Origin of the sequence: Alicyclobacillus acidoterrestris (assembly GCF_022674245.1) — a bacterium.
Taxonomy (GTDB): Bacteria; Bacillota; Bacilli; order Alicyclobacillales; family Alicyclobacillaceae; genus Alicyclobacillus; species Alicyclobacillus acidoterrestris.
The window spans coordinates 1,727,894-1,752,670 of the sequence record NZ_CP080467.1 but is presented as its reverse complement, the minus strand read 5'-3'; the positions used below and the strand labels follow the sequence as shown (position 1 = coordinate 1,752,670).

Annotated in this window: 21 protein-coding genes and 1 riboswitch; of the genes, 10 read left to right on the top strand and 11 right to left on the bottom strand. The window is 54.0% G+C overall.

All coding sequences use genetic code 11. The annotated features are described in order from the left end of the window. Nucleotides 1-124: 124 nt before the first annotated feature. Nucleotides 125-1,423 carry an EF-P 5-aminopentanol modification-associated protein YfmH gene (yfmH, locus tag K1I37_RS08075; protein WP_021295874.1) on the bottom strand — a complete coding sequence of 433 codons (1,299 nt, stop codon included), beginning with the start codon at nt 1,421-1,423 and terminating at the stop codon, nt 125-127. Continuing rightward, nucleotides 1,420-2,709 (bottom strand): EF-P 5-aminopentanol modification-associated protein YfmF, encoded by a 1,290-nt coding sequence (gene yfmF / locus K1I37_RS08070; protein ID WP_021295875.1) that lies wholly within the window; start codon nt 2,707-2,709, stop codon nt 1,420-1,422. Before yfmF ends, yfmH begins: the two co-directional genes overlap by 4 nt. A gap of 115 nt (nt 2,710-2,824) precedes the next feature. Between yfmF and K1I37_RS08065 the strand changes: the two genes are divergently transcribed. Both K1I37_RS08065 and K1I37_RS08060 read left to right on the top strand, forming a co-directional pair. Beyond that, on the top strand, nt 2,825-3,835 hold the full coding sequence (locus K1I37_RS08065; RefSeq protein ID WP_161624337.1) for a phosphatase PAP2 family protein: 1,011 nt from the start codon (nt 2,825-2,827) through the stop codon (nt 3,833-3,835). A 97-nt stretch (nt 3,836-3,932) separates the two neighbouring features. Continuing rightward, nucleotides 3,933-4,169 (top strand): ferredoxin family protein, encoded by a 237-nt coding sequence (locus K1I37_RS08060; protein ID WP_021295877.1) that lies wholly within the window; start codon nt 3,933-3,935, stop codon nt 4,167-4,169. Nucleotides 4,170-4,320: 151 nt separating this feature from the next. Here the strand turns inward: K1I37_RS08060 and K1I37_RS08055 are convergent, their stop codons facing one another. Continuing rightward, nucleotides 4,321-5,616 carry an MFS transporter gene (locus K1I37_RS08055; protein WP_021295878.1) on the bottom strand — a complete coding sequence of 432 codons (1,296 nt, stop codon included), beginning with the start codon at nt 5,614-5,616 and terminating at the stop codon, nt 4,321-4,323. A gap of 67 nt (nt 5,617-5,683) precedes the next feature. Continuing rightward, nucleotides 5,684-7,702, bottom strand: coding sequence for a peptidoglycan D,D-transpeptidase FtsI family protein (locus tag K1I37_RS08050; protein WP_021295879.1), 2,019 nt, complete (start codon nt 7,700-7,702; stop codon nt 5,684-5,686). 183 nt (nt 7,703-7,885) lie between these two features. Between K1I37_RS08050 and K1I37_RS08045 the strand changes: the two genes are divergently transcribed. Beyond that, a complete protein-coding gene (locus K1I37_RS08045) occupies nt 7,886-8,734 on the top strand; it encodes a deoxyribonuclease IV (RefSeq protein ID WP_021295880.1) in 849 nt (282 codons plus the stop codon). A 445-nt stretch (nt 8,735-9,179) separates the two neighbouring features. On the opposite strand, the gene K1I37_RS08040 is transcribed toward K1I37_RS08045, so the two are convergent. The 3 genes from K1I37_RS08040 to K1I37_RS08030 form a co-directional block, all read right to left on the bottom strand. Continuing rightward, a complete protein-coding gene (locus K1I37_RS08040; protein ID WP_021295883.1) occupies nt 9,180-10,952 on the bottom strand; it encodes an acyl-CoA dehydrogenase family protein in 1,773 nt (590 codons plus the stop codon). Nucleotides 10,953-11,078: 126 nt separating this feature from the next. Then, nucleotides 11,079-12,260: an acetyl-CoA C-acyltransferase gene (locus K1I37_RS08035; protein ID WP_021295884.1), complete on the bottom strand. Its 1,182-nt coding sequence runs from the start codon at nt 12,258-12,260 to the stop codon at nt 11,079-11,081. A 38-nt stretch (nt 12,261-12,298) separates the two neighbouring features. Then, the gene (locus K1I37_RS08030; RefSeq protein ID WP_021295885.1) at nt 12,299-14,704 is read right to left on the bottom strand and encodes a 3-hydroxyacyl-CoA dehydrogenase/enoyl-CoA hydratase family protein; all 2,406 of its coding nucleotides are present in this window, start codon (nt 14,702-14,704) and stop codon (nt 12,299-12,301) included. Nucleotides 14,705-14,950: 246 nt separating this feature from the next. On the opposite strand from K1I37_RS08030, the gene K1I37_RS08025 reads away from it, so the two are divergent. From K1I37_RS08025 to K1I37_RS08010, 4 genes are all read left to right on the top strand, one after another. Further along, nucleotides 14,951-16,183: a glycosyltransferase gene (locus K1I37_RS08025; RefSeq protein ID WP_021295886.1), complete on the top strand. Its 1,233-nt coding sequence runs from the start codon at nt 14,951-14,953 to the stop codon at nt 16,181-16,183. A 45-nt stretch (nt 16,184-16,228) separates the two neighbouring features. Beyond that, nucleotides 16,229-16,852, top strand: coding sequence for an MBL fold metallo-hydrolase (locus tag K1I37_RS08020; protein ID WP_021295887.1), 624 nt, complete (start codon nt 16,229-16,231; stop codon nt 16,850-16,852). Nucleotides 16,853-16,903: 51 nt separating this feature from the next. Next, a riboswitch (M-box (ykoK) riboswitch) is annotated at nt 16,904-17,070 on the top strand. A gap of 201 nt (nt 17,071-17,271) precedes the next feature. Next, the gene (locus K1I37_RS08015; RefSeq protein ID WP_021295888.1) at nt 17,272-17,883 is read left to right on the top strand and encodes a DUF1003 domain-containing protein; all 612 of its coding nucleotides are present in this window, start codon (nt 17,272-17,274) and stop codon (nt 17,881-17,883) included. Between the two features lie 690 nt (nt 17,884-18,573). Further along, nucleotides 18,574-19,446: an aldose epimerase family protein gene (locus K1I37_RS08010; protein WP_021295890.1), complete on the top strand. Its 873-nt coding sequence runs from the start codon at nt 18,574-18,576 to the stop codon at nt 19,444-19,446. Here K1I37_RS08010 and K1I37_RS08005 read toward each other — a convergent pair whose 3' ends face one another. Together K1I37_RS08005 and K1I37_RS08000 are read right to left on the bottom strand one after the other, a co-directional pair. Next, the gene (locus tag K1I37_RS08005; RefSeq protein WP_021295891.1) at nt 19,447-20,013 is read right to left on the bottom strand and encodes a hypothetical protein; all 567 of its coding nucleotides are present in this window, start codon (nt 20,011-20,013) and stop codon (nt 19,447-19,449) included. 15 nt (nt 20,014-20,028) lie between these two features. Further along, nucleotides 20,029-20,256, bottom strand: coding sequence for a permease prefix domain 1-containing protein (locus K1I37_RS08000; RefSeq protein WP_021295892.1), 228 nt, complete (start codon nt 20,254-20,256; stop codon nt 20,029-20,031). Nucleotides 20,257-20,624: 368 nt separating this feature from the next. On the opposite strand from K1I37_RS08000, the gene K1I37_RS07995 reads away from it, so the two are divergent. Beyond that, nucleotides 20,625-21,212, top strand: a complete 588-nt coding sequence (locus K1I37_RS07995) for a pyruvoyl-dependent arginine decarboxylase (RefSeq protein ID WP_021295893.1) — start codon at nt 20,625-20,627, stop codon at nt 21,210-21,212. Between the two features lie 110 nt (nt 21,213-21,322). On the opposite strand, the gene K1I37_RS07990 is transcribed toward K1I37_RS07995, so the two are convergent. Both K1I37_RS07990 and K1I37_RS07985 read right to left on the bottom strand, forming a co-directional pair. Further along, the gene (locus tag K1I37_RS07990) at nt 21,323-21,919 is read right to left on the bottom strand and encodes a GNAT family N-acetyltransferase (RefSeq protein ID WP_021295894.1); all 597 of its coding nucleotides are present in this window, start codon (nt 21,917-21,919) and stop codon (nt 21,323-21,325) included. Then, nucleotides 21,900-22,829: a LysR family transcriptional regulator gene (locus tag K1I37_RS07985; protein ID WP_021295895.1), complete on the bottom strand. Its 930-nt coding sequence runs from the start codon at nt 22,827-22,829 to the stop codon at nt 21,900-21,902. The genes K1I37_RS07990 and K1I37_RS07985 overlap by 20 nt, the downstream gene beginning before the upstream one ends. A 101-nt stretch (nt 22,830-22,930) precedes the next feature. Here K1I37_RS07985 and K1I37_RS07980 point away from each other — a divergent pair, with 101 nt between their 5' ends. Together K1I37_RS07980 and K1I37_RS07975 are read left to right on the top strand one after the other, a co-directional pair. Further along, the gene (locus tag K1I37_RS07980; RefSeq protein ID WP_021295896.1) at nt 22,931-23,851 is read left to right on the top strand and encodes a carbon-nitrogen hydrolase family protein; all 921 of its coding nucleotides are present in this window, start codon (nt 22,931-22,933) and stop codon (nt 23,849-23,851) included. Nucleotides 23,852-24,019: 168 nt separating this feature from the next. Continuing rightward, complete coding sequence (locus K1I37_RS07975) at nt 24,020-24,739, top strand: CAP domain-containing protein (RefSeq protein ID WP_021295897.1); 720 nt, start codon at nt 24,020-24,022, stop codon at nt 24,737-24,739. Nucleotides 24,740-24,777: the final 38 nt, after the last annotated feature.

Genomic DNA, 24,777 nt, shown 5'->3' with positions numbered 1-24,777 from the left:
TCGAATTGCAAGGCACCGGGCTGCGCACATCTAGTACCCGCCCCCGGCGCCGTTTGCGCATTCTGTACAGCTAGGTTGTTCACGACACGTTTGATCATCCACCGCCAATGCTTTGACGAACGGCTCACGAAGCCGTCTCGGACTTCGGCAACACCGTTGACACAACCATCTGCGACTCGCGCAAATGCTCACGCAACCGCACGTTGGCATCCTCTAGTTTCAGTGTTTGCAGCACGTCGACGGTCTGCAAGAAATCGGCGTCGCGCAGACAATACGTGACATAGGACCTAGCAATATACGACACCTGATCTAAACTCATCAAAAATCGACCAATTGCCTTTTTGCGCGCCCGCTCAAAGTCTTCCTCTGCAATTCCACGCGAAGCCGCGTCAGCCACATACGCCTTCACCCGCTCCACCAGTTCCTCTGGTCGCGGCGCGTTACCGCCGATCACGGTATAGCCATAGTGCGGCGTCAAGTCGTATTCCCAGGAAAAAGCCTTGTCGATGAGCCCGTCGCGAAGCAGCTCCCCGTAGAATTTGGTCGTTTTTCCAAACAGTGCATCGAGCACAAGCCCAGTCAACAGTTCGCGATGAAGTAACGCCCCCTCCGACAATGTGCCGACGGTGTCCTTCCAACCGATTAAACACCTCGACAACGATACAGGCAATCTCGTCGTGACGGCATCCGTGCGCGGTAACGCTGGTTCTTGCGGATATACTCGCTCCACCGCAACAGGCGAAGAAAAGGTTTTACTCGCCTGATTCTTCTCAATCCAGTCCATGACCTCATCTGGATTGAATCCACCCACGACGACGAGCACCATATTACTTGGGTGATAAAACGTGTGATAGCACGTCAGCAACGTCTCGCGGTCAATTTGGTAAATCGACTCGACGCTCCCGGCGATGTCGATGCGCACCGGATGCGCCGCATACATCGCGCCGAGCAGTTCCATGAACACACGCCGGTCGGGATTATCGTCACCCATGCGAATTTCCTGCGCAATGATGCCCTTTTCTTTTTCCACATTTTCGTCCGTCAGGTAGATTTTTTGGACGAAATTCAACAGCGTGTCGATGTTCTCCCGAAGATCAGAAGTGCCCGAGAAGTAGTAGGCGGTCTCATCAAACGTGGTGAACGCGTTCACGGACGCCCCGTGCTCTGCAAATTGAGAGAACACTTCCTGTTCGTCGTCTTCAAACATCTTGTGCTCTAAAAAGTGCGCAATGCCGTCCGGCACGCGTACAGGTTTGCCATCCAACTTGAACTCGTTGTCGATAGATCCGTATTTCGTGGCAAACATTGCAAACGTCTGCCGAAAATCCGCTTTCGGGATGAGATAGACGCGAAGTCCGTTGTCCAGCGTCTTGGCAATGACCTCAATTCCCAATGCCGCCTTCGCTGCGCGCTCACCGGTCATTGTGCATCCCCCTCGCCGGTCAAAAAGTAAATGGTATTGGGCTCCAGCCGCTTGGCGGCGTCGACGACGTCTTCTTTCGTGACGCGCTGCAACTGGTCGAGCAGCGTCTCAATTTCCCGCTGTTGCCCGCAGAGGACGCCATTGTAATGCCAACTAGTCAGTGACGACGGTTGGTCGAGCAACACCGTATATTGGTTTTGCAAGCCGCGGAACGTGAACGCCATCTCCTCGTCGGTGATGTTTCCCGCCTGTATCGCGGTGACTTGCTCCTCGATAATCTGCAAGGCTTTCTCGTACTGCTTCGGTTCAATGCCTGTCATCACGGCAAGGCTTCCCGTCATCGCGTCGAAGTGCGACCACACGGTATACGCGAGGGAGTGCTTTTCGCGCACGTTCAAAAACAGCTTCGAGTGCGCAAAGCCGCCGAGCACACCGTTCATCATCAACATCGCCGGATAGTCGTCAGACGAAAAGTTGACCCCTGTGCGGTACCCAATATCCAATTGCGCCTGTGCCACGTCTTGGCGCTCTGTGACATGCCGGAACGACGTTTCAACGCCTGTCCTGAGCGGCTCCACTTGCAACTGCGAACGCATGGCACCTTCGCCAATCACCTGCGACAGTTGTCCGATAATCTGCTCGGACAAGGCGTCTGCGTCTTGATACGGTCCAACCAAATACGCGTGTACTTCGGCTTCCTTCAGAAGTGTTCGGTAACAGTCAAACAACACGTCTGCGTCAATCGCTTCGAGATCTTCCAAATAGCCCAGGCGCGGCAATGCTGCCGCTGTACCGCGCGCGACTTCAGCAAGACAACGCTGCAGGGCATAGCCCATCTTGTCATCGCGCGTCGCCTCGATGCGACGGCGGTGCAAATCGATTTCCTGACGCACGGCGTCGTCGGAAAACGCTGCTGTTTTCGCCTCGTGGTTCAGCAATACTTCGCAGACCAACGCGAGTGCCTGTTCGACCACGTGATCTCGCGTAATAGCACTGACATCCGGAATGTTCGCCGAAACCTCCATGATTTGGTACTCTCCGCGTTTTCCGAGGCCGGATCGAACGACAGTGCCATACAGCTCATCCGCGGCAATCGTCAGATCTCGAGTCGACGGTTTCGACTTCGTGCCGTTCATCCACATATAAGGAAGCAACGCCATCGGCGTGACGCGCTCTCGACTCTGCGGTATATGGAGACGGATGGTTAAATCTTTGGTGCGAAACCGCGTGTGCGGTAAAAAATGGACGTAAATACGCCCCGCTTGTCGCGTCGTAAAATTCGCCAAAATACCAACTCCCACATGAGGGTCATCTTCCACATTATACCCAATCAAGACGGCCTGGATGTGGTATAGTTGAGTGTAAGCTTCAAGAATGAATGTCATCTTTCAGGTGTGTGTGATGTCAGAGTATCGATTGCAGTGGATGCGCCGCCTTGCGCGCCTAGAAGTGTATGAAATAGCGAGCATTTTCATGCTCCTCGCGCTGTTCGCCGTATTTGTCGCATGCCCCGAGAGAATTCAGCACGTCATTGGCTTTACAGCCATCGCCAATCCCTTGTGGTCCAATACCTTGACCGTCTTGTTGCGAGGGGTCACTTGGTTTTATATCGCGTTCGCGTTGGCTTTTGCCGGCTGTGTGTATATGACGCGCAGGCAAACCGACCCTGTCGCCATCGGGCTCCATCGCTACGCCCGCGTCGCTTTAAGCTTTCTTGCGGTGCTTGTCGTGTTTGATATTATCAACTTTTACATCGCCGTGTTTAACCCGTACGATCACGATGCGCTCCTGCTCCATCTCGACACACAGCTATTTGGCGCGACACCTTCACACTGGTTTGACCGCGTGACGTGTTTGCCACTGACGCTGTTGTTCTGCGGAGCGTACGCATCCTGGTTCATCATGACCTATTTGACGGTCTTCATCATGGGGTGCCGTAGTGAGCAGGCGTTGCGCGAGTACGTCACCGCAGCCCTCTTGGCGTTTTATATCGGATATAGCACGTATTTTTTCGTACCGGCCATCGGCCCTGAGTTTACGACACATTACCAACACAGTATCGGCCCCCTGCTGAAACTCGTGGATGGCGAAGGTCCGTTTCTCAGCCGTGACTGCTTCCCCAGCTTGCACACGGGGCTGGCGATAGTCATGCTCGTTCATGCGTGGCGACACGCCCGCAAACTGTTCTGGTTTTACGCGGTCGACATCGCGCTCATCATTCTCTCGACAATGTACCTTCGCGTGCATTACGGCGTCGATCTGGTTGCAGGTGCTGCACTCGCCGTTGCGGTGTGCGAACTAGCGCCCGTACTGACGGCTTGGTGGGAGGAATCGCGTGAACGCATTTTGGCACAGACGGCATATTCAGAGCGCCCCACCCATGTGCAAGATGGCGTATCCGAGTGGGCCTGAAGAATGCTCGTCTAGGTAGTGCTTGCACCACGTAGAATCATTGGTATATGATATAAAAAGTATAGAAATAGCGATGGCTTGTAAGGAGGAGTTTCCGTTGGCATTTGTTATCGCCTCCGCTTGCGTGGGTGCCAAGCACGGGGACTGCGTCGAAACCTGTCCAGTGGATGCCATCCACGAGGGTGAAGACCAGTTCTATATTGACCCTGACCTTTGCATCGACTGCGGCGCCTGCGAAGCCGTGTGTCCGGTGTCTGCTATTTTCCAGGAAGATTTTCTGCCAGAAGAGGAACACGAGTACATCGAAAAGAACCGTGCCTTCTTCCAAAAGTAATTGTGCTTTCGTTTTTTCATCTACAAAAGGGATGCCCGTATACGCGGCATCCCTTTTTTAACATTTCTTACAGCCTCTATCATTCGCACAGCACGAATACTATCCGGAACATCACGCCGAACCCCGGTGAGCAGCGCCTGCCTGCGCCGGATCATGACATGGGATTGAGTCGTTTATTCGCCGTTTTGCGCTCCCCTTCAGCCAACCGCGCTCGGCGCTTCCCCTTCGACGTCTGCGGACGCGATTTGCGGATATTCGGAAGGAGAACCGCCCAAGCGCCAAGTTGCACAAGGCCGAGCGCAAACGACAAGCCCTGCAATTTACCCAGGTGATTCGGCGACTCGTTGACGCACAACGTCAAGAACAGCACAACGCCAATGACCCGTCCCAGGTTCTCAAACCACTCGCGAACGATAATGAACGTCGTGGCAGGTGTGTCATCGCTGACGCTTTCGTCGATACCGTCGTACACATACCCTTGCAGTGGCACCATGAAAAACGGGAGCGCCGCCGCCGTCAGGCTGCCGTAAATAACGATAGTTGGCGTGTGAATTGGAAAAAGAAACAACACCGCTGCCACGCTCATGCCGATGCTGCCGATGCCAATGAGGCGCGATCGATATTTTGCCGAAAGCCGCCCCGCCAAATAAAACGCCAGGAAGGAAAGCCCACCCTGCAAGAGCAGAAATACGCCTAATTTCATCTCACTGCCCGTGGCGACATAGACCAGCAACCCGATAAGGAACATGAATACGCCTTCGCGCAGACCATAAATGGAGGAAGCGGCCATCAACCTGAGCCACGACGACTTGCGCAGCGCTTGCACGCCGCGGATTAGATGGAGGCGCGGACGGTGGTCACTGCGCAAATGAAAGCTAAAAAATGTCGCACCCAGAAACAAGGCGAAGGAAATCCCGAACACGATGTGATAACCGCTCAACCCGCCGAGAAACACGTCTTCCCGGCTGATCAAGACGCCCGCGATGGGCGGTGCGACGACGCTCGCCATCGATGTAATGACCCCGTGCGTCCCAAAAAACGGCTCGTGACCGCCCTTATCTGTATACTCAACGCTCAGCACGTCAAATGCGAGCCAATAGAAACCTGCCGCGAGCCCCATTAAAATGCCAAGTGCGAACGGCATTCGAGCCGCTCTTTCACCGACGACCAACGTGACTGCGTAAAACAGTGCGTGCAACCCAATTCCGATGCGCAGTGCCATCGCCGTCGACGTATGTTGCGCAACAAAAGCCGCCAACACAAAGGTGAACGGCAACAGGAGGAAAATCGGAAGGTTGTACCAGGCAATGGCGGCAAAGCTGTGATCGACCTTAAATACGAAAATATTGACAAACGTATTCGAAAGGCTAATCGACAAGTGGAACAAACCACTGACGACCAACAACCACCATGCCATTCTCGGTAGGTGGGAACCGTGTTTGCTCATATGTTCACCTCCTGCCGAAGATTACACGGTATGCGGGTAGCTTGCCCGAGAATCGACCAGGCAGTCATCACGGACCAAATTCCGTGCAGCGAGCTGCGGGAGAGCCGAACCAGTTGGCCAAGGCGCGCGCCTTCTCCTTTGGCGTTTGCCGCTGTTCCGCAAAATAAGCGTCAAGCAATTTGCGCGCGAGTGGCACCGCGACGTCGCTCGACTCACCTCCGCCCGGCACCATCACGGCCAGGGCGACCTGCGGGTGCACCACTGGTGCGTACGCAATAAACAGAGAAATGTCGGTCTTTTTCCCCCATTGACTCACTTCTGCGGTTCCCGTCTTGCCTGCGACGGTATACGGCGCACCTTGAAACGCGCGATACGCCGTACCGCCCGGCTGATTGGTCACCTTGTACATCCCATACTTCACGGCGCGCAACTGTTCCGCCGGGATGTGAACGCGACTGACGATTTCTGGCTGCGCTTTGCGAATGACGCGCTTGCCGTCGGCTGACAAAACCGCATCCAGTACGTGCGGCTTGTAGCGTACGCCGTCGTTGGCGATGCTCATCGCGCACACAGCCAGTTGCAGCGGCGTGAATTCTTGCATTTGCCCAATCGCCGCGAAGGCATTGTCGTAAAGAAGTCCGGCGTTGGGCACCCGGTGCTGTTGTTTCATCGCTTGCTCCGATGCCATCAGGTCATAGCGAACAATCGAGTGATGCACGGAGTCGTTCACGTAAAACCGCCCGCTCGCCTCACCGGGCAAATCGATACCCGTCTTTGGCCCCAGTCCGAACTTCCACTCCCAGTCCAACATCTGATTCAGTCCGCGAATCCGATCCCGCTGATTCCAACTGCTCAGCGACGTCCCGCGCGGAAGGCCGCCGTACCAGTTGGCCATCCACATGCCGACCTGATACATATAAGTGTCGCACGACGTCTGAATCGCCGTCGCCACGTCGACCAACCCGTGCCCACCAGGCATCCAGTCGTGTGCCTCATAGGTCCCGACCATCAACTTGCCATTATCTTGGATCCGCGTATACGGCGTAATCACCCCACTGTTCATCGCCGCCAACAAGTTGACTGGCTTGACGGTACTTCCGGGGTACCGTGGGCTCGTCAGCGTGTGGTTGATAATCGGGGTCAGCCGGGTATTTTCGATGTAGGATCGATGTTTTTGATATTCCGTACTTTGAATAAACCAGTTCGGGTTGTAATACGGGTAACTGACCATCGCCAAGACCCCACCCGTCTTCGCGTCGAGCATCACGGCTTCGGCGTCCGTGGGATCGATATGGTGCGCGTTGCGGACCGCTTCCAGCTGGTTCATGACGAGCGTTTGCGCCTTCGCTTGGAGGGCCGCATCCAGCGTCAAGCGAAGACTCTGCCCAGGCGTCGGCGGTGGGTTCAGGCCAAAGGCCTTGATGGGCACGCCCGCACTGTTGATCTGCCACGTCCGATAGCCAGGTTTCCCTTGCAGAATCGACTCATACTGACGCTCCACACCCGTGATACCCACCCGTTGCTCTGGCAGGTATTTCGCCTTTCGGTACATCTCCGCCTCACTGGCAGGCTGCGGTTGAATGTAACCTATCAAGTGGCCCCCGAGACTTCCGAACGGGTACACCCGCCGCACATCCTCCACGCAGTGAATCCCCGGCAGTTTGGACTGATGCTCGGCAATGTACGCAATTTGCGCCTTCGATGCGTTCTCAAACAGCGAAACTTCCTTGTCCGCCGCATTCTGCTCCATTTTCTGCAGCAATTCCTCAGGGCGCATATGAAGCACTGGCGCCAGTCGTTTGGCGAGCTGCGGGTACAGATCGGGATCCACCCCAAACTTGCTCAGCACCACACTCACCGACGGCGAGTTGTAGGCGAGCACGTGCATATCCTTGTCGTAAATCCACCCGCGTGTCGGTAATACGCCCAACCGCGTAGACAAGGTCTTCCCCACTTGCGCCCGAAACGATTTTCCACAAACCACATCGAGGTAGCCTAAGCGAAGGATAAGACCGAGGATGGCCGCCACGACCATGGCATACACCCAGACCAGCCGCGAGCCGTGTGGATTCTCTTCCCATCGCACGAAGCAACCCCCCAACCACGAATCTTTTCCCAGCTTTCCCAGCAAAAACGCCATTCATGTACACAAAAAGACGCCAAAAGACCCGAAGAGACGCGCTCGGAAATCGCCCTTCGCCGCGCGATGGAATGCTATGAACGACAAATGGAGTGTGCTACCATTGCGGAAGATGTGGAGGGATGTCCTGTGAAAGGGGAACACGACGAAATACTGCTTGGCGCAAACGTATCGATTGCCAAAACCGGGTTACTCGCAGCCGTACAAGAAACAATTTCGTACGACGCGAACACCTTTATGATTTATACGCGCAGCAATCGCGGCGGGAAAGCTCGCCCCATTGAAAACTTCAACCGCGACGAGGCGCTGGATTTGATGCGGGCGCATCACATTATCGATCCGGTCGTCCACCTCTCCTACCTGGTCAACCTGGCGAGCCCGAAGCCGGAAACGCGTCAGTACGGCATCGACGTGCTGCGCGAGGAAATCGGGCGCGTCGAGTACTTGGGATTCAAGTACATCGTGATGCACCCTGGCTCCCACGTGGGGGAAGGCGAAGCATTTGCCATCCGGCAAATCATCGACGGGCTCAACGAGATTCTCACCGGCGACGAAAACTTGTACCTATGCTTGGAGACCATGGCCGGCGACGGATCGAAAGTCGGCAACAGCCTCGAAGAGATTGCGCAAATCATCGACGGCGTCACACATGAGGACAAGCTCGCCGTCTGTATCGACACCTGCCACAATTACAGCTACGGCTATGACGTGGTAAACGACTTCGACAGCTTCCTCGAGCAGTTTGACAAAACCATTGGCCTCGACCGCCTGAAAGTCGCCCATATCAACGACTCGAAGAACCCGTTCGCGTCGCGCAAAGACCGCCACGCGAACATCGGCGAAGGCAGCCTCGGCCTCGAAGCCATCCAGCGCATCGTGCACCACGAAGCGCTTCGCGGCATCCCCCAAATCCTCGAGACGCCAGCCGGCAAGTACAAGCAGGAGATTGACATGCTGTTGGATCGACGCGAGGAGTGAGCCGAGGGGGCGGCGCCGGGGCGCTGGCGGGCAGCCGGATCGGGCAGCCGGATCGGGCGGCGGTGGTGCTAGCGCGAATAGCGCAGATTTTCGACCTTATTGCCCTGCCTGGCAGCAAAAGCAAACATATAAGACCGATTTTGTACCCTATTCGCACCAAAAGTGCCCATTTTGCACCTGCAACGCGTGAATAAGGTAAATTTTCGACCTTAACTTCCACACATCCACTACCGGCGCAGAAATAAGGTTCATTTTGGACCTTATTGTGGCCCGAGGCCCCGAGGCCCCGGCTCCCCAGCCCAGCCCGGCACCCGTCCCTCGATCCCGCCGCCCCACACCGCCCCCACGCGGCGCCCGCCCCAAACGAAAGGAGGGCCCATACAGGGCCCTCCTTTGCAAACGTCCATCCACGCGCGCTAGTCTCGCGCCACGCATCGATCCCAGTTTACGCCTGGTACTTTTCCGCCGCGATCACGCGCTGTGCAATTCGGCGATGAATCGCCACCGTGTTTACGGGTTGCACACGCGTCAGTTTGCGCAGCATCGACAACTGAGTCCGCAGCATATCACCTTCCGCGATGGAAGCGAGCAGCGTTTTCGCCGTCTGTTCGACAGCAGCGTAGGCTTTATCGGCGAACGCCACGGTCATGTCAATTTTGTTCTCTGCGTCGTGGCCGGCCGCAATGGCTTTCTTCGTGCGCAGAATGGCGCTTTCCAGCACGTAGATTTGAATCGCGATGTCCGCGATGGCAGCTAAAGCCTCCTGCTCATCTTTGAGCTTCGTTTGGTACGTCTGCACCGCCACGCCGCCGACGAAGAGAAAGATTTTCTTCATCATCTCGAGCATGTATGTCTCGCGTTCAAGCGTATCCCAATCGCCAGATGGCGGCGTCAATTGCATCAACTCGGCCTGCAGTTCCTGAGCCTTCTGGAGGAGCGGCAATTCGCCCTTCATCGCTTTGCGCAGGAGCGTGTTTGGAATGAGCATGCGGTTGATCTCGTTGGTCCCTTCGAAAATCCGATTGATGCGCGCGTCGCGATACATCCGTTCCATGCCGTAATCCTGGATAAATCCTGCGCCGCCGAAAATCTGGACGCCTTCGTCGACGACTTTGTCGAGCGCTTCCGAGCCGAAGACCTTGAGTACAGAACACTCGAGCGCGTATTCCGCAATGGCATCCGCCACGGCGTGGCCGTCGCTGGTGTCCACCGATTCAAGTGAGACATCGATGTCGCCTGTCGCGCGGTAATTGGCGCTCTCGGTCACGAACGCCAGTGTATTCATCTCGGCAATTTTCTGCTGGATGAGCGGGAAACTGGTGATGGGCTTGCCGAACTGTTTGCGGCTGTTGCCGTACACGACCGCGTGCTCGAGGGCGGCCTTCATTGCGCCAACCGCGCCGACGGCGAGTTTGTAGCGGCCAATGTTGAGAATGTTGAAGGCGATGACGTGCCCTCGCCCGATTTCACCCAGCAGGTTTTCGACAGGCACCTTGGCGTCTTCGAGAATCAGTTGGCGCGTCGAGGAGGCTTTAATGCCCATCTTCTTCTCTTCGACACCCGTCGAAACGCCGGGGAAGTCCTTCTCCACAATAAACGCGGAAAATTTGTCGCCGTCGATTTTGGCGTAGACGACGAAGACGTCGGCGAATCCGGCGTTGGTGATAAATTGCTTCGTGCCGTTGAGGATGTAATACTGGCCGTCGGCGCTCAACGTCGCGGTGGTCTTGGCGCCGAGCGCGTCGGATCCAGACCCTGGTTCCGTCAAGGCGTACGCCGACAGCCACTCGCCGCTAGCGAGTTTAGGCAAATATTTTTGCTTCTGGGCTTCCGTTCCAAAGAACACGATGGGGAGGGATCCGATGCCGACATGGGCGCCGTGGCTTAGCGCAAATGATCCGCCCCGCGACAAATACTCCGAAATCAACGCGCTCGTCGCCTTGTCGGCGCCGAGGCCGTCATACGCTTCCGGTACATCGGCCGCGAGAAGACCCAAATCACCCGCCTTGCGCAGGAGTTTCACCGTGAGATCCCAGTCCTGGTGCTCCAATTGTTCTTGCACAGGCAATATTTCGTGCTCGACAAACGCGCGCGTCGTCTCAATAATCATCTGGTGTTCCTGTGACAAATCTTCCGGCGTAAACACGTTTTGCGGGTCAGTGTTCTCAATCAAATAAAACGCACCACGCGCTGCAGTTCGGGACACATTCGTACTCATGTCAATTCCTCCTCATCCTCGTCTCACGCGGCACCCGCTCAAACGACGCAGGTTGCGCGAAGCATTCCAAGTTACGTGAAGCACCCCAAGTTACGCGGAGCGCCCAGGTTCCGCGAACGCCGCGAGTTATGCGAGCCGCTCAAAGATACCTGCCGCGCCCATGCCACCGCCGATACACATCGTCACCAAGCCGTAGCGGGCCTGGCGGCGCATCATTTCGTACACAAGACTGACCGTCAGGCGTGCACCAGTGCAGCCGAGCGGATGGCCCAACGCAATCGCGCCGCCGTTGACGTTGACCCTCGCGTCGTCCAATTCGAGACCGCGAATGACCTGAATCGCCTGTGCGGCAAACGCTTCGTTCAGTTCGATAAGGTCGAGATCGGACTTCGTCAAACCCGCGAGGCGAAGGGCTTTTGGTACCGCGGCGACCGGGCCGAGGCCCATGATGTCGGGATCGACCCCGGCAACAGCGAAACTGCGGAACGCCGCCAACGGCTTGAGCCCTAATTGCGCGGCTCTATCCGCGGACATGAGAAGCACAGCCGCTGCCCCGTCGTTGGTCTGCGACGAATTGCCAGCTGTCACCGTCCCGTTGAGGGCAAACGCCGGACGAAGTTTCGCCAGCGCCGCCATGGATGTGTCGCGGCGGACGCCTTCGTCGGTATCAAACAGCACCGTCTCGCGCACCACTCGGCCAGATGGATCAAAGGAGACCCGCTCTACGGGCACAGGTACGATTTCATCTTTGAACTTGCCGCCATCGATAGCGGCTGCCGCGCGCGCGTGACTGCGGACGGCAAACTGGTCCTGGTCTTCGCGGGTGACGCCGAAGCGCGCCGCCACGCGTTCCGCCGTGTGGCCCATACTCATATAAGCCGAAGGCATTTGTTCGACGAGCGTTGGGTTCGGCGACAGATTAAAGCCGACCATCGGAACCATACTCATCGACTCGACGCCGCCAGCAATGACGACATCGGCCATACCGGTCATAATCTGTTGCGCCGCCATGGAAATGGCCTGTAGCCCAGAACTGCAGAAGCGGTTCACCGTGATGCCAGGCACGCTCGTCGGCAGCCCAGCGCGTAGCGCCACAATGCGCCCGACGTTCATCCCCTGCTCCGCCTCCGGCATCGCGCAACCCATCACGACATCTTCAATTTCCTCTTTGGCAACTTGCGGTGCGCGCTTGAGCAATTCCTCAATGACGAGCGCACCCAAATCGTCGGGCCGGGTGTGGCGCAAGCTGCCCTTGCCCGCCTTTCCAATTGGCGTCCGCGCCGCAGCGACAATGACTGCTTCCTTCACACGAGTTCCTCCTTTACGAAAACCGTCTACGTGACACGTCAATTGCGAAGCGGCTTGCCCTTGGTCAACATGTGAAGCATCCGCTGTTGCGATTTTGGTTCGCCAATCAGGCTGAGGAACGCTTCGCGCTCGAGATCGAGCAAATACGCTTCCGTCACCTCGGTCCCCCGCGGCACGTCGCCACCCGTCAATACGCGAATGAGGTGGTTGGCGATGCGCGCGTCGTGATTAGAAATGAATCCACCGTGCAACAAGTTGTTGACGCCAGTCTTCAACAGCGCAGCTCCGTCGCGGCCAATGACGCGCACCTTCTGCGGCTGGCGCGGCAAGTAACCCGTTCGTGCGAGCGACAAAGCTACCTGTTTTGCATCGTAGAGTTGATAGTCGCGATTTAGGCTGATGCCATCTGCCGCACGCAAATACCCTAGGCGCTTCGCGTCCTTCGCGCTGGTCGACACCTTCGCCATGGCAATTGTTTCAAGCGCTTTCGCAATGTAAGAGTCAGGCCGAATATCGACGCCAGGTGGGACATTTTCCATCGCGCGGAGCAGCATTTCCTTCGTTCCACCGCCGCCGGGAATGAGGCCGACGCCGACCTCGACGAGGCCGATGTACGTTTCGGCATGCGCCTGCACCCTGTCGGCTGGGAAGCACAGCTCTGCCCCACCACCTAGCGCCATGGCGTGCGGCGCGGCGACAACCGGCTTCGGCAGGTATTTCAGCGCCATGCCAGCACCCTGGAACTGACGGATGGTGAAGTCCAGCTCATCCCAGTTCTCGTCCTGCGCTTCCATCAACATCAGCATCAGGTTGGCGCCCACGCAGAAGTTTTTCGCCTCGTTGTAAATCACCAAGCCATCCCAGTTCCGCTCGACCTCTTTGGCCGCAAACGCCATCATCGACACCATCTCACTGCCAATCGCCTGATTCAGCGAATGCATCTCGAGACAGACAATGCCATCCCCGATGTCGATAAGGCTGGCGCCACTGTTCTGGTGGATCACGCCGTTTTTCGCCTTCGTGTCGGCGAGGGACCACTTCTCCTTTGGCGTCTCTAGCGTGCGGTATTCGCCGTTACCCACGTAAAAGGAACGCCATCCCGGTTCGCGAGATCCGTAGAAACTCGATTGGCCCGCAGCCAACAGTTGCTCGACAAAAGGTGGAATCACTTCTCCTTCGTCGCGCATGCGAGCGACCGATTTTTCCACGCCAATTGCATCCCACATTTCGTATGGACCGAGCTCCCAGTTGAAGCCCCACTTCATGGCCTCGTCGACGGCCACGATGTGATCAGCGATGTCAAACTGCCGAGCTGCAGTGTACAGCAGCGTCCGCTTCACGACGTCCCAGACAAACTGCGACGCCACATCTTTGCCGTAGACGAGCGCTTGCAGTTTGTCTTTCAAACTCTTCGCATTTTTCGCAGCCTCGAAAGACGCAGAAGAAATCTTGCGACGGGGGCGGTACGTCATGGTGGCGAGATCGAGCGCGAGAATTTCCCTTCCCTTATCTGTCTTCTCTCGTTTGAAAAACCCCTGACCCGCCTTTTCACCGATCCAACGGTTAGCCACCATCGTCTCAATGTAATCGGGCACTTCAAAACTTTTTTTCTCCGCAGCGTCGGTCACCGAATGCAAAACGTTCTTCGCGACATGAACAAATGTATCAATGCCGACCAAGTCCAGCGTCCGAAACGTCGCGCTCTTTGGCCGCCCTAAGACCGGTCCAGTCAACGCATCGACCTCGTCAACGCCAAGCCCGTACCGCTCCATCGCTTGCAGCGTCACAAGCAACCCGTAGGTGCCAATTCGATTGGCGATGAAGTTGGGCGTATCCTTCGCGATGACGACCCCTTTTCCCAACCGCCGTTCGGCGAATTGCTTCATCTCCGAAACGAGTTGTGCATCCGTTTCTGGCCCTGGAATAATTTCGAGCAACTTCATATATCGAGGTGGATTAAAGAAGTGCGTTCCGAGAAACCGCTTTCTAAACGAAGAATCAAGACCGTCGACCATTGCGGCCAGAGAGATACCTGAGGTGTTCGTCGATACAATCGCGTGCTCCGGCAGGACAGCCGCCAACTTGGCAAGCACTTCGCGCTTGATATCCAGCCGCTCTACCACCGCCTCGATAACCCAGTCGCAATCCTTGAGCTGTTCCAAATCGTCTTCCATGTTGCCAATCGTGATGAGCGCCTCGTCAGCCGCGTCGTAAAATGCGGCGGGCTTCGCCTTGCGCGCTGCAGCGAGGCCATTTGCCGCCAGCCGATTGCGCACCTGCCTATCCTGCAGTGTCAGCCCCTTTGCCGCTTCTTCGGGCGACAACTGATTGGGCACAATGTCGAGCAACATCACAGGAATTCCGACGTTTGCCAAATGCGCGGCAATTTGCGCGCCCATGACACCAGCCCCCAATACGGCGGCCTTTTGTACGTGTAAGCTCACGGTGACATCTCCCTTCGTCCACCGATGACTGACTAACCGACCAGTCGGTAGGTTTATGATGATATGTTAGCAGACGGCGGTACGAATGTATAGAGATCGTTTGCCGTCATTCGGATCACAAGCCATCCTCCTCGTGCATATTTCTTTGTCTTCGTGCAGAATGAAGAGTGGACATATTACGTACTTATGTTTATTTCTTTATACGAGAAAGTTTGACAGAAAACCGTTATGGGTCAGGTGATAGACATGTGGCTTGCGGCAGGTATCATTGGCGTGATGGCTTTTTTGGCGTGGTTGTGGCTATTGCTGTTTCGAGGTGACTTCTGGCGAATGTCATTGCGGCTTGGCACACAAAAAAATCGTGAGATAGCTGTTTCTAATCACCCCGATACGTGGCCAAGCGTCTGTGCCATCGTTCCCGCGCGCAACGAAGCAGACATGCTGCCGAAGACGTTGCCTGCGCTGCTCGAACAATCCTATGACGGTCCGTTCTCCGTCATTCTGGTGGATGATCACAGTGAGGACGGCACAGCTGAAATCGCCCGCAAAATTGCGCAAGCCTCCGGTCATCCCGAGCGATTGACCATTATCTCTGCCGATGCGCTTCCACCAGGGTTTGTGGGGAAAGTCTGGGCACAGCAGTGCGGGCTCCAGCACGCCCCGCACGACGCAGAGTTTATCCTGTTTACCGACGCGGACATTCTGCACCCAGCGCATTCGGTCGAATCCCTCGTCCGGAAGGCGCTGTTACACCCGTCCGATCTCGTCTCCCTCATGGTTCGCCTCCGCATCGAGAGCTTTTGGGAGACGCTGCTCATCCCTGCCTTCGTCTACTTTTTTGCGAAATTGTACCCGTTTCGCTGGGTCTGTTCGCCGCACCGGCAGACAGCCGCTGCGGCTGGTGGCAGCATCCTGGTTCGGCACAAACTCGTCCGCCAAGACGGCGGCCTGGCCCCGATTGGCGGCGCGTTGATTGACGACTGCTCCCTCGCCCAACTGATTCAATCGCGCAACGGTTCCCTGTGGCTCGGCCTCGGCGACGACGTCACAAGCCTGCGCGCTTATCCGAAACTGACAGACATCTGGAACATGGTCGCAAGATCTGCGTTCGTCCAGTTGCACTATTCCACTTGGCTGCTCATCGGTACGGTCGCGGGAATGCTTGTGCTATACGCCTGCCCCGTGATCTTCGGGATTGCATCCGTCTGTCTCCTTGGCACATCAACCGTCCATGTGGTGGGTTGGTCGATTGCTGCCGCGACGAACCTGTGCGCATGGCTGCTCATGTCGATAAGCTTTCTCCCCATGTTGCGATGGTACAAAGTCGACCTGTGGAAGGCCGCTTTACTGCCGCTCGACGGCTTCCTCTACACACTGATGACTATCGACTCGGCCCGCCGCTTTTGGCGAGGTCACACAGATGCATGGAAAGGACGGCCATATCAGCGCAGCGAACCGGCAGGATGGAAAAGCCGATAACCCTCGGCTTTTCCGAGGAAATTCGAGGATGTTCCGAAACTTCGCGTGGCTCTGCACCATCCCGCGTTCTTATACCATAAATTGCACTTTATCCTGACGCATGGCCATTTCGATCACGTCGGATCCATCCTCCCCCTCATCACCTCATGGAACATGCCGGTCTATGCGCATCCGAAGGAACTGCCGTTTTTGCAAGGTCAGTCCGATTATCCCCCTGCCAACCCGAACGCGGCGAGCGGCCTTGTCGCCAAACTGTCCCCCACGTTTCCGAACCAAGGCATCGATTTGGATGACCGCGTTCAAGCGCTACCTGCGGACGGCTCTATCCCGCCCCTCCCCGAATGGCGCTTTATCCACACACCCGGACACACGCCAGGTCATATCTCACTCTACCGCGAGTCGGATAAAACCTTGATCGCCGGAGACGCATTTACGACGGTAGAGCAGACGTCGCTCTATGATGTCTTCACGCAAAAGCGGGAAATTCACGGCCCGCCAGCATATTTCACACCTGACTGGGAATCTGCATATACTTCCTTGAGACAACTCGCCGCACTAGAACCCGAGTCTGCCATCACAGGACACGGGCTGCCGATGTATGGCGACGAACTCATCGAAGGACTACATCAGTTAGCGAATGATTTCGACGCATTCTGCAACCGTGCGTAACGCCTTGCAATCAACTATTGACTGAATCATTGTAAAGTGCTAGTGTCGCTTTGTAATCCTCGTTAGGCGAGGCTCCTATACGAATACATGCCACTGCCCGGAAACGTGGAAACACGCCAATGGGTTGAACAGGTATCGCCGGACTAAGGCCCTACTTAATGTGGCTGGGTGCAAACCCTACTGTCGTACAGTGCCAAAGCTCAACTAGGGGGATTGTGATGAATGTTCTGCGTCTATTTGCGTATGTGCGTCCAACACCCCCTGAGGATTCTTAACCCAGGGGGTTTTTTATTGTCCCGAAACGGAGGTGGTCAGTGTGGACCCAGAACCTAATAGTCGAATGATGAAGTCAACCAGAAACGACAGCTCATTACAACGTGGCATGGGTCAACCTGCCACTGAAAGGGAGGGCAAATCCGATGGCCATGAACAAAGAGAAAGTATTTTATGCGCGACATGATGCCCATGACGATGAGACAATGATTGAGGGCTTCGATATTCCAATGAATCGGGACGATGTGGAACGCATCGACCGATTGGTTGACGATTACGAAAAAAGTATTATCAGCCGCATTGATGATGAGTATTTGATAAAGACGACATTTTCCGATCGCCTTGCGGACGGCATCGCACGGTTTGGCGGAAGCTGGACATTCATTATTTACTTTGGCGCATTTTTGGTCGCGTGGATGATTTGGAACACGCTGCCTTTCACCAAGTCCCTACACTTCGATGAGCCACCGTTTATCTTACTGAACTTATGTCTATCATTTCTCGCTGCCTTTCAGGCACCTGTGATTATGATGAGCCAGAATCGGCAAGCTGCTAGAGACAAACACGAGTCCGTCATCAACTTCGCCATTAACTACAAAGCGGAAAAAGAAGTCGACGACATTCAGAAGCACTTACATCGCATTGAAGGAAACAACGTACAGAACTTAGAAAACATCCGAAACGAGTTTCGAGAAATTCGAGCGCTCCTTTCGTCCATCGAGGCAAAACTAGACGAACATCACACGCGTTCGTCATAAGCCAATGTTCCGAGGCGGAGGTCAACTGACCATTGATGAAGAGCAAATTGATGAAGAGCAAACACTGCAGCACGAATCACCCATTCGAGAAAATGAATTCACATTTTGTGAAAGGGGCTGTCTCAAAGTCATTGCAAATGGCTTGAGGGATACCCCTTTTGGCGTTCTACTGCCTTGTTTTGCGCTGTGCCGGCGGGATCCGGGCGGTGCGCCTGGGGGAACGGCGGGATCCCAAGGGACCGGGCGCGGGGTTCCGGGAAACGGCGCGATCCCAAGGGACCGAGCGTGCGGTTCCGGGAACCGGCGGTGGTCCTCAGGGACCGAGCGTGTCCCGCCATGTCTTATTAAGACATGCGCGCGTCAATCGGAGCCAATAAGGCATGAAATCTGCGCTATTCTCTGATTTTTAGCATTTACCGGGCAGATTTTAAGTAAATAAGGTATTTTACGTGTCTTAACCTCGTGTAATCCCCCGCAATCGCGCAAATAAGGTAGAAATCCTGCACTATCCCTACGATCCCGACAACCGCCCCACCACCCGCAAGTAAACTGGTACGCCACCCTAGCCCACCCAAAATTGTCATCCCTCCCTCGTCGCGGTACACTACGTTTGATATGGATCAATGGTAAATCCCGCATACACACGTACATAAGGGCGTCCCATACAGAAAGCACAAAGGAGTAGAAGCGATGTACAACGTCAGGGAGTTCACGGATCAATTTAAGATGGTGGAATTGAAGAACGAAAATAACCGTTCATGGGTACACATTTGCCCACAACGCGGCGGCATTGTCACCAGTTTTGGCGTCGGCGGCACCGAGCTGTTTTATCTCGACAAAGCGACATTTTATGATGAATCGGCCAATATTCGCGGCGGCAACCCCATCTTGTTCCCCGTCTGTGGCCAGTTTATTGACGGACAGTATGAGTTAAACGGTGTCGTGTATAAAATGAACAACCACGGCGTCGCTAGAAATAAAGCGTGGGATGTCATCGATATGAAGGCCGACGAAGAAAAGGCCTCAGTGACCTTGCGGCTGCGTAGCGATGAGGAAACCAAAGCCGCATACCCATTCGATTTCGAACTCGTGTTCGAATACATCCTGACGGGCAACGAACTGGTCATCGAGCAAAAATACATCAATCACAGCGATGCCAAAATGCCGATGTACGCAGGGTTTCACCCGTACTTTGCAACCAAAGAGAAGGATCTCGCCTACGACACGGATGCCACATCGTATCTCGATTACAACGACATGTTGGAAAAACCATACGAGGGCCATATCAATCTCGCACCGCTCGTCGAATCGGTCGCGCTGCTCAACACCAAACGCCGCCAAATTTCCTTCCAGCCTCCAGAGTACGACCAACCGATCACGCTGGAATACGGCGACATCTTCACCAACATTCAAATCTGGTCGGTTCAAGGCAAGGACTTCGTCTGCGTCGAACCGTGGATGGCCCGAACCTACGCTATGAATACCGGCGAAGGCCTGATTCACCTCGAACCGCACCAGACGCTGAAGACGTTTCTCACCATCCGCTACGGGAACAAAGCATAACTACGCTGTACGATGGGTCCGATGAGCTAAAATGGACGAAATCCAACGGCATGACGCAGACGCTACCACCATCGCGAGTAGTTGAATCGCAATTGCCGAGAACGTGTCCTGCCAGCCACCGGGCCCTTGCCCCCAAAAGATAGGATTGCGCGTCCACACATAAAGACCAATGGATAGCGCCAAAGCCAGGGCGTACATCCAAATCAGATCCACAAACGGCAACATCGTGCCGAGCCACAGGGCACCATGCTTCTGTCCCGCCACCACAGACATCACAGGTTCGACAACAGTCCGCGGGAACACTTGTAAGCAAAACGGGATGACGCTCATCAAAACGGCCAACCTGTCTGTGCGCTTGCGAGTGAAGACCAACATCACGCACATGGCACACAGCGCCGCCCACCTTTCAGGGTTTAATGGCAAATACCGATGCAACCAGACCACGACGCCAGGCGTCGGCAATTGCTGCCATGCACTCGGGTCTGCACTTGTCACCACCACGTCGTCGAATCGCATCGTCGTGTAGCGCGCAGCCACCAAAGCCAATAAGCACACAGCAGCAGCCAACAGATACCACCACGGCTATACGCCAAAAGTCTCCCGAATCACTTGCCGCCTAATCTCCTTCGCTCTTCCAAACGATTCCATCGCTTGTGCTCGTCCAGTGGATTCCTCGTATCCCTTTGCCTGATACATTGCTGTAGACTCTTCGAGATGACGCTGCATTTCCTCTACCAATCGGGCTTTTTCTCTTCTCGAAAGAAATGTCCCTTTCACCACACTCGCCAGATACCCGTCAAACTCGCTCATTCGCGCGTCCCCTTTTCCGTAGGATAGATCATACACTGGAATCCAATTGTGTATTGCGGCGCGATCCGCCACTTTGCATAGATTATCTATGTATATCGATTAACCTATTCTGTGAATCTACGGATAATCCTTCCGTACGTGGATATAAATTTGGATGTATCCTCGCTTAATCGACATCAATTTCAGATATAAGATGTTGCAAAGGGGCGATGTTTCGCATACAGTCCCCCCATTTTTCCATGTGCTGAGGGCATCTGTCCGTCAGCATCGGATAAGCACGAAAGGAATACATATTCTATGTTCCTGTTTTTAACTACCATCTGTATGATTCACGACTTGTATCCAACATCACGAAAGGGGGGATTTCCATGAATCCAGTGGAACGAGGTACCAGAGCTCTGTTAATCAGCAATCGGATTCCAAAAGACTATATTCTGACAAAAGGATATGGCGATACAGATATTGGACCAGGGCATGATCCCTGGGAGACAGGCTCATTCGACATGGCCCGCCAGATGGCTCAAATCGAGAACTTTAACATCGTCAGATACACATCCATTTTACCTCCCGAAGCAACTCAAATTCCCATCGAACAAGCAAAGACTCTGTATCACCCTGGTGCAGTGATGGAGGCCATTATATCTCAAGCCAATGGCTATCAAGGCGACAGGATATGTGCAGGCGTTGGCATCGTCCAAGTGCGTAGACTGGCCGATGGACGTCATATGGCGGGTTACGCTGCAGAATATATTGGCAATGCCGATAAAGAAGGCGCAAAAAAGTTTTTACACAATTCGCTGGTCCACGAATTCACGAGACGCTATGATCCAGCACAATATAGTTTGTTCGACGAAAAGTTTTGCATCCAAGAGCATGTCGTACAACACAAATACGGAACTGCGATAGCGCTGATAGGATTTGTCACTTACATCTATCCAATCGTCGGGCATATATAGTATGTGAAATGCCAAACTACCACTGACTCATCAGCAACAGTGGCAGTTTGGCACTTGAATCATTCCACAGCCTCGACACAAAGTATTTATGCACGATTTGCCTCGCAACGTCATTCAGTCGACTTCGGATAGCCAAATCGGCCGTCATCTAGCCTTACCTGCACATAGAGGCAATCATCCCGAATCTGCCCTTGCGGATCAACAAAATTGTTCAACATTATGGCTTCAAGATGATAACCGCATCGTTCTGCTACTTTTCGGCTGGTGACATTTCTCACGTCGCACCGAATTTCGATCCGATTCGCCTCTAAAAAATCTACTGCAAATTTCGTCAAACCCGCGACAGCCTCGGTCATATATCCTTTTCCTCTTTCAGAATCACGAAGCCAATACCCTATTTCAAAGCCACGTAACCTCCAGTTCATACGATGTAAGCCTGTACTGCCAATGAATCGTCCAGAACTTTTTTCGAACAAATGAAATTGCAAGTCTTCTCTCATGAGAAATCTGACTCGAGAAATACGCGCCCGTTCTTCGGATTCTTCCAGTGAAGGCACGTGTTCAGCCCAGTTCAACCAGGTATGCAAAGAATCAAACGATTCCCGGATGGCATCCGCCACAACTTGTCCATCTCCCGGCATAGGACATCGCATGAGCAATCTCTCTGTTTCGAATTGTTCAGGAAAATCAATTAGAATTGGGTTCACAAAGAAGGCCTCCCGTCTCCTGTAGTGCGCTGTCATGTACCTCTGCCACCACGTTCAAAAACGCTTGCAACGCGCGTGTTTTATATCGGTTTTTCTTCACAACCACGCCGATTTTCCAGGGGATGTACTGACTGCTTATCGCTTTGATCACAATGATATTTGGCGCACACAAATCAGCCAATGGACGTGGGACAATGGCAACGCCTAAGCCGCGATAAACGAACGCCATCAGCAAATCCCATTGCGTTGTGCTATACGCGACGATCGGGGTAAATTGCTCCTTGCTGCAACTATCCAGCACCACCTGACGCAAGGCAAACGTCTCGTCAAAGAGTATCCACGCATCCTGTTGCAGTTGCGCAAGGGTAATCTGGCTGGCGTCTTTCAGCGCGTGATCGACCGGCAAGCAGGCAACAAACGGCGCTTCAAAAATCAGTCGCTCTTCAAGTTCTTGACTCTTGGCGGGGAGCACGACGAAAGCTACATCTACTTCATGTTTCTCAACCAGTTTTTCTACACTCAGTCCGCCCTCTTCTACTATGCTTAATGTGACCTCAGGATATTTTTTTGAGAAAACTTTCGCAACTTGCGGGAAAAAGAACGTACCGATGATTTGCGGTAGACCAACCTTTAACGCCCCACGTATGTGCCCATCAAAATCACTTAACTGTTCGTCTAACTCCGTCATCTGCTGTAAAACAAAAATGGCTTTCTCGTAGACCAGTTGGCCTTCGTCGGTCAAACGAATAATGCGATTCGATCTATCAAACAGCGTCACACCGAGTCTTTTCTCCATCCTCTGAATCGTCTTTGACAAGGATGGCTGCGCAATAAACAACTGCTCGCTCGCTTTCGAATAACTGCCGCATTCCGCGATGGTTTTGAAGACCTCGAAATCTCGCAGATTCATCGAATCCCCCATTATTCCGTTTCGGCATAGTCAATATAATTATCATATATTTTACAACATTGATATCCCGCTTTACGCTTCAAGCATCAGGAGGGATGACCATGCCAATCTGTAAAGTCGCTGTCATTCAGGCAGGTTCAATCGTGATGAATAAAGAAAAATGCATAGACAAAGCAATCACATGTATCCAAACGGCAGGAGAACAAGGCGCCAATCTGATTGTGTTTCCAGAGGCATATATTCCCGCGTATCCTCGTGGGATGACTTTCGGTGCAGTAGTGGGCAGCCGCTCGGATAAGGGGCGCGATGACTTTTTGCGCTATGCGAATCATTCGATACGGGTTCCTGGACCTGAGACGGATCAATTGGCTGCAGCAATTAAAAAAGCGGGTGCGTACACGGTGATGGGTGTGATTGAGCGCGATCAGGAGACAAGTGGTGGCACACTCTATTGTACCGTGATTTTTTTCGGCCCAGATGGCACCTTGCTCGGCAAACATCGGAAGCTAAAACCAACAGGTAGTGAGCGTTTGATTTGGGGCGAAGGAGATGGAAGTACACTCCCTGTTTTTGATACGCCATTTGGCAAAATCGGATCGCTCATTTGCTGGGAAAACTATATGCCACTCGCGCGTGCCGCGATGTATGAAAAAGGTGTTCAGATTTATATTGCGCCGACAGCGGATTCACGCGACACATGGTTTGCCTCGATGCAGCATATTGCCGTCGAAGGACGGTGCTTCGTCCTCTCCTGCAATCAATACTGCACGAAAGACATGTACGAACCGGACTTATTGGAAACAGAAGAAATGCAGAACATGCCGTACGAAATTTCGCGTGGAGGCAGCTGCATCGTAAATCCACTGGGGAAATTTCTAGTTGAGCCCGTATTCGGAAAAGAGGAAATCCTCTATGCCACACTCGACTTGGACGACATCACGCGTGGTCACTTCGATTTTGATGTCGTTGGACATTATCATCGAAAAGATGTGTTTCAACTGATTATCCACGAAAACAAATAGAGCGGTTCCCGCTAAAGAAACTGCTCCCCAGCAGTGGGGGGCAGTTTTTTAGTTTTTGGCTTTGGCACACAAAATGCCTAATTCCGCTAATCCGAGCGGGATGCCAATATTTACGCAATGATGTTCTTGCGCCTTCTTTCTATACTACTAAACAAGGGAGGCGTATAAATGCTGAAAAGAACGATAGCTCGTTCCGTTGCGACCACTTTGTTGACCGTATGTGCAGCCAGCCCCGTTTTTGCCGCTACCTCAGGAAATTCGGGCACCTCAACTTCCAAGGTATATACGCAGAGTTTTGCGTTTACCAATTGGGGTCAGGCCGACAATTGGCTGCAAAGCCAGCTAAAAACGTATATTCCGTCAGCATCTTCACAGGTTCCCGTACAAAAGGCTGCGTCCCCATCGACGACACAGACTTCTGTACAGAAATCTGCCCCAGCGAAGACCACCACAGCACAGACAAGCGCGTCACAGAAAACGACAACACCAGCGAATTCGTCGATTCCGACTTACGTTTCGCAAATCGTCAATCTGGTGAATCAACAACGAAAACAAAACGGCTTGTCTCCGCTCAAGGTGAATACCTCGCTGGATACCATGGCGCAGACCAAGGCGCAGGATATGATTAACGAAAATTACTTCGATCACACTTCACCCAAATACGGAAGCCCATTCAACATGATGTCGACCTTTGGCATCCACTACACGTACGCGGGAGAAAATATTGCCGCAGGTCAACCAGATGCTGCAACAGTCATGAAGGATTGGATGAACAGCGCTGGTCACCGAGCCAATATCCTCAACCCCAACTATACAGAAATTGGCGTTGGTGAAGCGCATGGGGGTACCTATGGAACCTACTGGGTTCAAGAGTTTATCCACCCATAAATCGTCCACCTGACGCATCCCCACCATCAACACACCCC